Origin of the sequence: Neobacillus jeddahensis (genome assembly GCF_000612625.1) — a bacterium.
In the GTDB taxonomy this organism is placed as follows: domain Bacteria; phylum Bacillota; class Bacilli; order Bacillales; family Cytobacillaceae; genus Neobacillus; species Neobacillus jeddahensis.
This window is the reverse complement of sequence record NZ_CCAS010000095.1, coordinates 1-9775: the sequence shown is the minus strand read 5'-3', so window position 1 is coordinate 9775 and position 9775 is coordinate 1. Positions and strand designations below refer to the sequence as shown.

Below are 9775 nucleotides of genomic sequence, written 5' to 3'. Positions count from 1 at the left end.
TTCCAAATATGACGTTGTATAAGCTTTTGATGGTTTTTGCTTTCCGTACATTGCGATAGAAATGGACATTCTGCACAAATCGCTGAATTTGATTTATATTGCCGATATCCTTCCTTCGTTGTGGTGGTGTACTTTAAGACCTGCCCTTGCGGGCAGAGATAACAATCATAATACTCATCATACACATAGGGCACGTACGGTTTGATAAGGGGGAAGCCTTGAGAAAGGTTTCCCTACTTTATTACGCTCTTTTACCTCGTCTTTACCACTAATTGGCCCTAAAATACAAAGAACCATTTCAGTATCAATTGAAATTTCTCATTCTAGGAAAAGCTTATGTCTCAATATAAATAAGATAGGGAATTCATGTGTCTGAAGTGGGGGAGAAGTGTGGAGGATTTTCATCAGATAGTAGAAGTGATAAATCACCCGGGCGAAAAGGTTTTAGCTACCATCATTCGTGTAAATGGTTCAGCCTATAAAAGAGAAGGTTCCGCTATGCTGTTTTTTGCTGATGGGACACAAATCGGTATGCTGACAGCGGGTTGTTTGGAAACAGATTTAGCACTAAAAGCGAAGGAAGTGATTGAAAGGCAGGAGGCAGTGATCTTTCAATATGATATGTCAGACGAGGATGATTTGAGCTGGGGACAAGGAGCAGGCTGTAATGGGACGATTGATATATTAATGGAGCCGATCACGGAAAAATTAACGGAGGACTTGCTGTTAGTTGAAGAATTGTTGCAACGCCATAAGCCTGTTATTGGATTAAAAAAACTCGATGAACTAGGAGAATATGTATTTATTGAGGAAGATGGAGAGCCTTTTGGAAACTGGTCGGGACCCCTTCCCATTATTGAATTTACTTCAAAAAGTGGTGTTATATCTCATGAGGGGCCGGCGGTATTTCAGCATACTTATCAACCTAAACCAAGGCTTATTGTGTTCGGAGCAGGACCAGATGTGAAACCACTTGTATCTTTAGCAGCTGAAACTGGTTTCTCTGTCGTAGTTTGTGATTGGCGTCCAGAGTTTTGTCAGGAGAAACATTTTCCAAAAGCCAAGCAAATCCTGATTGCCTTCCCTAAAGAATTGTTTAAGCAACTCTCATTTTCTCCCTATGATTTTGTGGTAGTCATGTCGCATCATTTCAAATATGATCAGGATATCGTCATGAAAATGTTAAATAAGAATATACGGTATTTAGGTGTGTTAGGGCCGATTGAAAGGACCAAAAGATTGCTGCAGAGTGATCGTATCCCGAGTGGGATTTACGCCCCGATTGGGGTAGGGATAGGGGCTAAGGGACCTGCAGAAATTGCTGTTAGTGTGGTTGCAGAGCTTGTACTAGTGTGGAGGACCCCTCTGCATGAGCGGCTGGAACTTTTATGGACTATACCAGATTAATCTCTTAAAGTGCATTTTACCTGGGGGGATTTGAACATGGAAGTGATAGGGAAAAGTGTGATTCGTAAAGATGCACTTGATAAAGTGACAGGTCGTGCAAAATATACGCACGACTTTCAGTCAATACCCATGCTTTCTGGAAAAATGGTCATTAGTCCATACGGCCATGCGAAAATTGTTAGCATCGATACAACAGATGCATGGGAGATACCTGGAGTAAGGGCCATTCTAGCAGGAGAACATTTTCCCCTCACGGGTGAGGCGATTCGAGATCGACCACCACTAGCTGTGGATAAGGTTCGATATCATGGGGAAGCTGTTGCCCTTGTTGTTGCAGATACACCAAGGATAGCAAAAAAGGCCGCTGATCTTATCCGAATTCAATATGAATTGCTGCCTGTCGTGAATTCGCCAACACAAGCATTTCAAAAGGATGCGACTCTCGTACATGAACATTTAGGTGAATATAAAAAAGAAGAAGATTCAACGCCTGTACCTAATTCAAATATAGCCAATCATATCAAAATTCGTAAAGGCAATATGGATCAAGGCTGGGCAAAAAGTACGACAGTGGTGGAGGCTAGTTTTTCGTTTTCCCCCTCTGACCATGTGGCAATGGAACCAAGGTGTGCAAGGGCAGAAATTAAGCATGATGGCAATATCATTATCATGACATCCTCACAAGCCCCGTTTATGGTTAAAAGGTTAATAGCGGATTATTTTGGTGAAGAGATTGGAAAAATTGTTGTCCATACACCTTATGTCGGTGGTGGCTATGGCGGGAAAGCCCCTGTGCAACTCGAGATCCTTGCCTATTTGGCGTCAAAAGCTGTTGGAGGCAAGCCTGTTGAGATTTTAAATACAAGAGAAGAAGACCTTATCTCTTCCCCGTGTCATATTGGTTTAGATGCTACGGTTAGGCTTGGTGCAGATCAAAATGGGAAATTCCATGCCGCTGAAATAAGTTATTGGTGGGATGGTGGTGCCTATTCGGATAAAGCGATTGATGTAACGAGGTCTGGTGCAGCAGATTGTACGGGACCCTATCAAATTGAGCATGTATGGTGTGATTCGTATTGTATGTATACTAACCATACGTATGCTTCTCCATATCGCGGGTTCAGCCATTCCGAGCTCAGCTTTGTCATAGAGCGGACAATCGATATGCTCGCGCAAAAATTAAATATCGATCCGCTTGAAATTAGAGATATCAATGCCATTCGGCCTGGTAATCGAACCCCAACAAGAGTCTTGTTAAATCGAAGCAATGTTGGAAACTTACCGAAATGTATTGAGCGGGTGAAGGAACTGATTCGCTGGGACAAAGGTGCGATTTTAGAGGTGAATCCACGTTTCGTTCGGGTAAAAGGAGTCAGCACGAGTTGGAAGACTTCGACAATTGATACAGATGCACCCTCAGGCGCAATCTTAACATTTAATCGTGATGGCAGCATAAATTTAATGTCTGGAGTTATTGAAATCGGAACAGGTACAAAGACGATATTAGCTCAGATATTGGCAGAAAGATTAAAAATAGATCTAGACAAAATCCATGTAAAAATGGAAGTAGACACGCAAACAACACCAGAGCATTGGAAGACCGTTGCCAGCAGGGGAACCTTTATGGCCGGAAGGGCAGTTTTAAAAGCGGCCGATGATGTGATTAAACAGTTAAAGAATATAGCTGCGATTGTATTACGAGCACCAGTTGAAGATCTTGAAGTGGCAGACAGCCGTGTCTTTTTAAGAGATGAGCCTTACACCGGCGTTCCTTTTACAGATATTTGTTATGGGTATAAATATCCAAATGGTGAGAGTATTGGCGGGCAAATCATTGGCAGGGGCAATTATATTTTACGAAATCTAACTCACATGGACCAAGAAACGGGTGCTGGAAAGCCAGGGCCGGAATGGTCTGTTGCAGCTTACGCGGTAGAAGTTGAGTTCGATCGACGAGATTATACGTACCAAATATTGCAGGCATGTTCAGTGGTGGATCTCGGAAAAGTCCTAAATGAAAAAACTGCACTTGGACAGGTAATGGGTGCCATGAACATGGGGCTTGCTTTTGCCGGAAGAGAAACTTTTTTTTATGATGAGCTAGGGCGGGTGATGAATCCGCAGTTACGAACATATCGCCCGCTACGATATGGGGAACATCCTAAATATTTGGTTGGATTTGTCGAAACGCCACAACTTGATGGACCTTATGGGGCTCGAGGAGTGGGGGAACTTGGCCTGATGGGGATGCCTGGAGCCCTTGGCAATGCCCTATCGCTTGCTGCAGGGGTGAACTTAAATAATCTTCCGCTTACTCCCGAGTTGATCTGGAAAGCAAAAGGGGGTAGTCAGTAATGCTTCCGTTTGATTTTGAGTATTATCGACCGCAATCGTTACAGGAAGCTGTAGACCTTTTTCAAAGTTTACAGAGGCAAGGTAAACAGTCCATGATCTTTTCAGGGGGTACTGAATTATTAACACTAGGGAGAATTGACTTAGCTTTCACTGAAGCGGTCATCGATATTAAGGACATTCCTGAATGTAATAGTTTGCAAGTAAATGAGCAGCGGCTACTCCTTGGCAGTGCCTTGTCACTTACAAAAATAGAAGAAGCGAATGTATTTCCTTTATTGACGAAAATATCGAGTGGGATTGCCGATCATACCGCACGGGAGAAGATCACGCTTGGAGGGAACATCTGTGCACGGATCTTCTACCGAGAAATTGTTCTCCCTTTTTTACTAGCTGATAGCCAAGTCTTATTAAGTGGACCCTTGGGAGAAAGAATCGTGTCCATTCATGATGTATTTCAGGAGGAATTAAGAGTAGAACCAGGTGAAATGCTCATTCAATTAGCAATGGAGAGCAAATATATCAGAGCTCCTTTTTATGCGTTTAAACGACGTCAACAATGGGAAACAGGTTATCCACTGATTACAATTGCTGCTTTAAAAATTGATCAAAGAATCCGAATTGCCATTAGTGGATTATGCCCATTTCCATTCCGCTCCCAAGAAATCGAAGCATCTATTAATCATAAGGGAAGAACGATAGAAGCTCGGATTGATGGGGCATTAGCTGTTTTACCGCAACCAATATTAGCGGATGTCGAGGGTTCGGCGGAGTATCGATTATTTGTTTTGCACAATTTGTTATTTGATGTGCTTGCTGCATTAGACCAAGTCCAGGGTTGACGGGACAAACGAAAGGGAGAGGAACCTTGAAATCTTTCACCATTTCCTTAACGATTAATGGAGAAGAAAAAATGGTGCCGGTTATGGCGTCTGATACACTTTTGTTTGTCATTCGTCACCATTTAGGTCTGACAGGTGCAAAGCCAAGTTGTTTGAATGGTGACTGTGGGGCATGCACTGTTCATATTGATGGCCGACCGATGAAGTCATGTTTAATGCTAGCTGTCGAAGCGGCTGGGAAAAAGGTAACGACGATAGAAGGGCTGCAAGGAACGCCGATTCAACAAGCGTTTATCGAAAAATTTGCTTTTCAATGCGGGTATTGTACCCCAGGTTTTATCATGAACTGTCAAGCGTTGGTAGAAAAACATCCGGACGCCGATGATCAAACGATAAAGGAATGGCTAAGCTCAAACATCTGCCGTTGCACGAGCTACGCCGAAATTGAAGAGGCTGTAAAATCTGTATTAAAGAAAAAATGAAAAACGCCAAGTTAGGCGTTTTTCATTCTGAGAAAGGGCAGAAGTTATTTACGCTTCATTTGAAAATACGTATCCAAAACCTTCCGTCCGATTTTAAGATTGGCGCGATTGTCTTCCTCCCCATCGTATGCCCATGGTACTAAAACAGCCATGGCCACGACAGGATTCGAACTAGGGGCATAACTGACCAAGCTTAAATTCATCACTGGTGGAGGTTCTTTGCCAAATTGACTTCGTAATGGACCATCATAAAAGGCTTCTGCCGTTCCTGTCTTTCCTGCAGGTGAATACCTAGCATCCCCGAAAAATTTATAGGCGGTTCCACCGGGTTCCTGCATTACCTTTTTAAAGCCTAATTTCACACGATTCAACCATTCTTTTTTTACATCAATCGTATTAAGGACAGTTGGATTGATGTCTCGAAAGACAGGTCCAAGCACATCGTTTTCACTTGCTGGTTCACGAATTTGTTTCACGATATGCGGCTGCATCCGGTAGCCGCCATTTGCGATGGTGGAAGCATATTGGGCGAGCTGCATGGCGGAGTATGTATCATATTGACCAATCGCCAGGTCAAGTAAATACCCCGGTAATCTACTTTGTCCTTTAAAGCCTGTTTGCTCATTCGGTAGGTCAATGCCTGTTCTAGTTCCAAGGCCAAAGGAGGCAAAGGAGTTTCGGATCGTTTCAAAAGCTAAATGATTGGAAAAGTTTAAAGGCTTATCATATTCATATTGTCCCTTTCCAATTCTTATCGCTGTGTGGAACATATAGACGTTTGATGATTTTTTTAAGGCATTGATTTCATTTAATTTCCCTAAATAGGCATAGGATTTTTTTATAGGTGTATCTTTAATTTTTAAGCCGACATCATCAAAATATGTTCCTGGTGAAATGGCGCCTGTTTTAAATCCGGTTAAGATCGTAGCTCCTTTGACAGTTGAACCTACGCTGTAAGTTGTGGTAAACGTACCAAGAGCATCATCAATTATTTCTACTTTCCCTGTATCTGGATTTTTGACCATTTTCTTACCTGACATGGTAAGGATCTCACCGGTATGCGGGTCCATTAAGACGACGTATGCACGATCCGTTAATCTTGTACCAGGGAATTTTTTTGCGGCCCAAAGTTCTTGCTCTAGGATTTTATCGACAGCCATTTGTAAATCCATATCAATGGTTAGGACAAGATCATTTCCTTTTTTGCCAGGATGTACGGTTTGTGTTTCGATGACATTGCCGTATTTATCGGTAATATTCTTTACCTTTGATTTATTCCCATGGAGAACATCTTCATACTGCAATTCAAGCTGACTTTTGCCCACTCGGTCATTACGGATATAGTCTCTTGCTAGAAAGTATTCTAATTGATCAGCAGGGAGCCCTTCACCCGATTTTGTTACTTTCCCTAACACGGATCGTAATGTATTTTCAAAGGTATACAAACGGTCCCAATCGGTTGTCGTGTCGACTCCTGGAAGAGACTGCATATGTTCGCTAACGACAGCCATTTCCTTTTCCGTCACATTCTCGTTTTTAACCATTTCAGGTATAAATTTGTACCCGCTACTAAATTCACGATAGATGGCTAACACCTCAAGATCAGCTACGGTTAATTGGTTTATTTCTTTATCTGTGATGCGAGCTAATTTCAATTTATATAGGTCTAAGTCTGTTAATTTTTTTGCTTTGTATAACTCGGTTTCATTACTGGTGATTTTAGCAGCGGCAAGCTCGGGATTTTTCAATAACCAGAAATCACGTTTTTCTCGGTCACTAATCCGATCGGTTTTTTGATCAATCAATTGTGCTAATCTGTGAGCCGTTTCGAGCATCTCTGTTTGGCTAAAGCCTTGGTTAGTAAAGGTGATGGCGCTCTTTGGAAAATTGTCTACGATCACTTGATAATCTCGATCGAGAATTCTTCCTCTAGGAACAGGGGTACTGACCGTAATATCTTCTTTTCTTTCCAAATCTCGTTTGAAGTTTTCGCCGAATACAATTTGCACGAAGCCCAGTCGGAGGATGAGAATGGAAAATAATAAAAATACACTAAAAAATAGAACATTTAACCGAAAAGGAAAATGGGATTTTTTCTTTTTTTGATTTTCCACAATAGATGCACATCCTGTTTTGGTCAACTTGTCATTTAAATGGTATCAAGAAGCTTTCTTACCAAATCTTATTTTTAGCTTTAGGATGTAAGGTTTATGCAATGTTTTGCTGGAAAAGTTCAATATGTGAGAAAAAAATAATCTGAAGTTTACGTGCTTTAATTTGTTTAGGGTACATTGACAGTAGATTAAGAGTATAGTATAGTAAGAATAATTAAATATTTCCTTTTTAAAGGGGAGTAGCTGCTACAATAAAGTCGTCATTTCGAGAATAGTATTCTCCGGCTTTATTGGCAACATGGACGTTGTTAGCAAGACCTTTACTTTACTGTAAAGGTCTATTTATGTGTTTTTTTAGGTCTTTACTGTTATCAGTAAAGGCCTATTTTTATGGCTATAAGGGAGTATTTTTTGAAAAAATATTTTTTAGGAGGAATTTTGGATGGACATTACTCTTTTACTGGAATACGGCTGGGTATTACTTGTTCTTGTAGGCTTAGAAGGACTTTTGGCGGCAGACAATGCTTTGGTACTCGCAATTATGGTGAAACATCTTCCAGAAGATGAACGTAAAAAATCTTTATTTTATGGTTTAGTTGGAGCCTTTTTATTCCGATTTGCGTCATTATTTGTTATTTCGTTCCTTGTGGATGTGTGGCAGCTTCAAGCGATAGGTGCTCTTTATTTGCTATTCATGGCGGTTAATCACATATTTCGCAAGGTTGTTAAAGGGAAAGCGGATGGAGAAGAGAAAGAAAATAATAAAAACCGTAAAACCAGTGGGTTCTGGGCAACTGTATTAAAGGTGGAATTGGCGGATATCGCATTTGCGGTTGATTCTATTTTAGCGGCAGTCGCGATGGCGGTTGTCCTTCCAGACACCCCACTTCCGAAAATTGGTGGACTTGACGGAGGTAAATTCTTAGTCATCTTTGCAGGGGGAATGATTGGGTTAATTATTATGCGCTTTGCAGCCAATCAGTTTGTGAAACTGCTGGAAAGGAGACCAGGACTTGAAATTGCTGCTTTTACGATCGTCGGCTGGGTTGGGGTAAAACTTGCGGTTTATACACTTTCACATCCATCATTGTCAATTTTAAGCGAGGAATTTGCTCATTCAATTCAATGGAAGGTAAGCTTTTATGTTGTGTTGGTGGGGATAGCGGTAGTGGGATGGTTTTTCTCAAAAGATAAACCGAAAGAGGTAGTGAATGGTTAAGAGTGGACTCGCCAATGGGCGAGTTTTCTTTAGCCGATAGGAAAGTATAACTTTCCAATCAGGCATAAGTGCAACTACGCCTCTGTCTTCGCCCTTAGGGGCTCGCCAGTCGGCGAGTTTTCTTTATGATTACGATAGAGATCCGTTTTTATTGGTATACTAAACAAGGTAGTCGGGAGTGTTTGTATTCTTATGTTTTTTTTTCTTGCAGTCTGATTAGAAGATTGCTTTTTCAATTTTATAAAGAAATCGTTATAATAAGAAACGTAAAACGAAAAAAAATGGTCTTTATTTTATTTTTGGAGTGATTTGTATTATTAGAAACAGTATTCCTAACCTTTTTACCCTTGCAAATTTATTTTTTGGATTTTTGTCGATCATGTATTCTGCTCAAGGGGATTACAAGAACGCCGCCATTTTAATTTTGATTGGAATGATGCTAGACAGCATGGATGGACGGATAGCCAGAATGCTCCATGTTGAGAGTGATTTAGGGAAAGAACTTGACTCACTAGCGGATATCGTAACCTTTGGAGTTGCACCGGCAATGATGGCCTATTATTCTTATTTTTCTTCGTATGGCATGCTTGGAATGGCAGTAGCAGGTCTTTTTCCTTTATTCGGTGCCTATCGGTTAGCACGCTTCAACATTAATGCTGTGAAATCTTCGTTGAAATATTTTACTGGAGTTCCCATAACAGCAGCAGGGGGAGTATTAACTCTTCTGACCTTGTTTCATGGCAGAATGCTCGGTTATATCTTTGTCATTGCTTTTTTCGTTCTATGCTATTTGATGGTGAGTACGATCAAAATTCCGAGTCTAAAGGATATTCCCTTACCGAAATACGGGATTATCATTACCCTTTTTCTAGGGTACGCCATTTATATTGTCTTTAAAAGAGAACAACATCGATTCCCATATTTCATCTATGTAGCCATACCACTATATGTTGCCTTCATCGGTTACCAATGGATTCGTATTAAAAGGAAGGCTAAATAAAAAGGGTGCCTGTCACCATGTGAATTTTTCACATGGTGACAGGCACCTTTACTACTATTTACACAATTGCTATCTACATCCCAAACGACATGACCCAAATGGATCCTGCTACAGTGACTACTGCGATAAAGAAGCCAGCGATCACGTTTATGATTTGGGATTTGTTATCTTCGCCTTCGTTCATATGCATGAACATATATAGTTGAAGTGCGGCTTGGATGACGGCTAAGCTGCCAATGATCCAGATAATCGTTTTAAATGGAAGGGATGTTTTTAAAGCAACTCCTAGGGCTACGAAGGTTAGTACCAATGACATCATAAAACCTAAGATATGTGTAACTGGAAATCCTTTTTTAAAA

Annotated in this window: 8 protein-coding genes and 1 pseudogene; 6 read left to right on the top strand and 3 right to left on the bottom strand. The window is 41.0% G+C overall.

Features of this window, described 5'->3' with window-relative positions; genetic code table 11:
* Window positions 1-188: pseudogene (locus TY15_RS23890) on the bottom strand (transposase); the annotation flags it as partial.
* 202 nt (window positions 189-390) lie between these two features.
* On the opposite strand from TY15_RS23890, the gene TY15_RS22115 reads away from it, so the two are divergent.
* Genes TY15_RS22115 through TY15_RS22100 form a run of 4 tightly spaced genes read left to right on the top strand, consistent with a single transcriptional unit; the run spans window position 391 to window position 5083 of the window.
* Complete coding sequence (locus TY15_RS22115) at window positions 391-1407, top strand: XdhC family protein (RefSeq protein WP_040209590.1); 1017 nt, start codon at window positions 391-393, stop codon at window positions 1405-1407.
* A 36-nt stretch (window positions 1408-1443) separates the two neighbouring features.
* Window positions 1444-3762: a xanthine dehydrogenase family protein molybdopterin-binding subunit gene (locus TY15_RS22110; RefSeq protein WP_040209589.1), complete on the top strand. Its 2319-nt coding sequence runs from the start codon at window positions 1444-1446 to the stop codon at window positions 3760-3762.
* The gene (locus TY15_RS22105; RefSeq protein ID WP_040209588.1) at window positions 3762-4601 is read left to right on the top strand and encodes an FAD binding domain-containing protein; all 840 of its coding nucleotides are present in this window, start codon (window positions 3762-3764) and stop codon (window positions 4599-4601) included. Before TY15_RS22110 ends, TY15_RS22105 begins: the two co-directional genes overlap by 1 nt.
* A 26-nt stretch (window positions 4602-4627) precedes the next feature.
* Window positions 4628-5083 carry a (2Fe-2S)-binding protein gene (locus TY15_RS22100; RefSeq protein ID WP_040209587.1) on the top strand — a complete coding sequence of 152 codons (456 nt, stop codon included), beginning with the start codon at window positions 4628-4630 and terminating at the stop codon, window positions 5081-5083.
* A 44-nt stretch (window positions 5084-5127) separates the two neighbouring features.
* Here the strand turns inward: TY15_RS22100 and TY15_RS22095 are convergent, their stop codons facing one another.
* Window positions 5128-7197, bottom strand: a complete 2070-nt coding sequence (locus tag TY15_RS22095) for a peptidoglycan D,D-transpeptidase FtsI family protein (protein ID WP_040209585.1) — start codon at window positions 7195-7197, stop codon at window positions 5128-5130.
* A gap of 442 nt (window positions 7198-7639) precedes the next feature.
* Here TY15_RS22095 and TY15_RS22090 point away from each other — a divergent pair, with 442 nt between their 5' ends.
* Window positions 7640-8416, top strand: a complete 777-nt coding sequence (locus TY15_RS22090) for a TerC family protein (RefSeq protein ID WP_040209583.1) — start codon at window positions 7640-7642, stop codon at window positions 8414-8416.
* A gap of 304 nt (window positions 8417-8720) precedes the next feature.
* On the top strand, window positions 8721-9416 hold the full coding sequence (pssA, locus tag TY15_RS22085; RefSeq protein WP_096911910.1) for a CDP-diacylglycerol--serine O-phosphatidyltransferase: 696 nt from the start codon (window positions 8721-8723) through the stop codon (window positions 9414-9416).
* Between the two features lie 73 nt (window positions 9417-9489).
* Here pssA and qoxD read toward each other — a convergent pair.
* On the bottom strand, window positions 9490-9775 hold a 286-nt coding region (qoxD, locus tag TY15_RS22080; RefSeq protein WP_074432860.1), incomplete at its 5' end, for a cytochrome aa3 quinol oxidase subunit IV.

What these genes read in the sequence shown, in the direction of transcription:
- TY15_RS22110 (WP_040209589.1), top strand. Translation starts at nt 1,444, where the DNA reads ATGGAAGTGATAGGGAAAAGTGTGATTCGTAAAGATGCACTTGATAAA.
- TY15_RS22105 (WP_040209588.1), top strand. Translation starts at nt 3,762, where the DNA reads ATGCTTCCGTTTGATTTTGAGTATTATCGACCGCAATCGTTACAGGAA.
- TY15_RS22090 (WP_040209583.1), top strand. Translation starts at nt 7,640, where the DNA reads ATGGACATTACTCTTTTACTGGAATACGGCTGGGTATTACTTGTTCTT.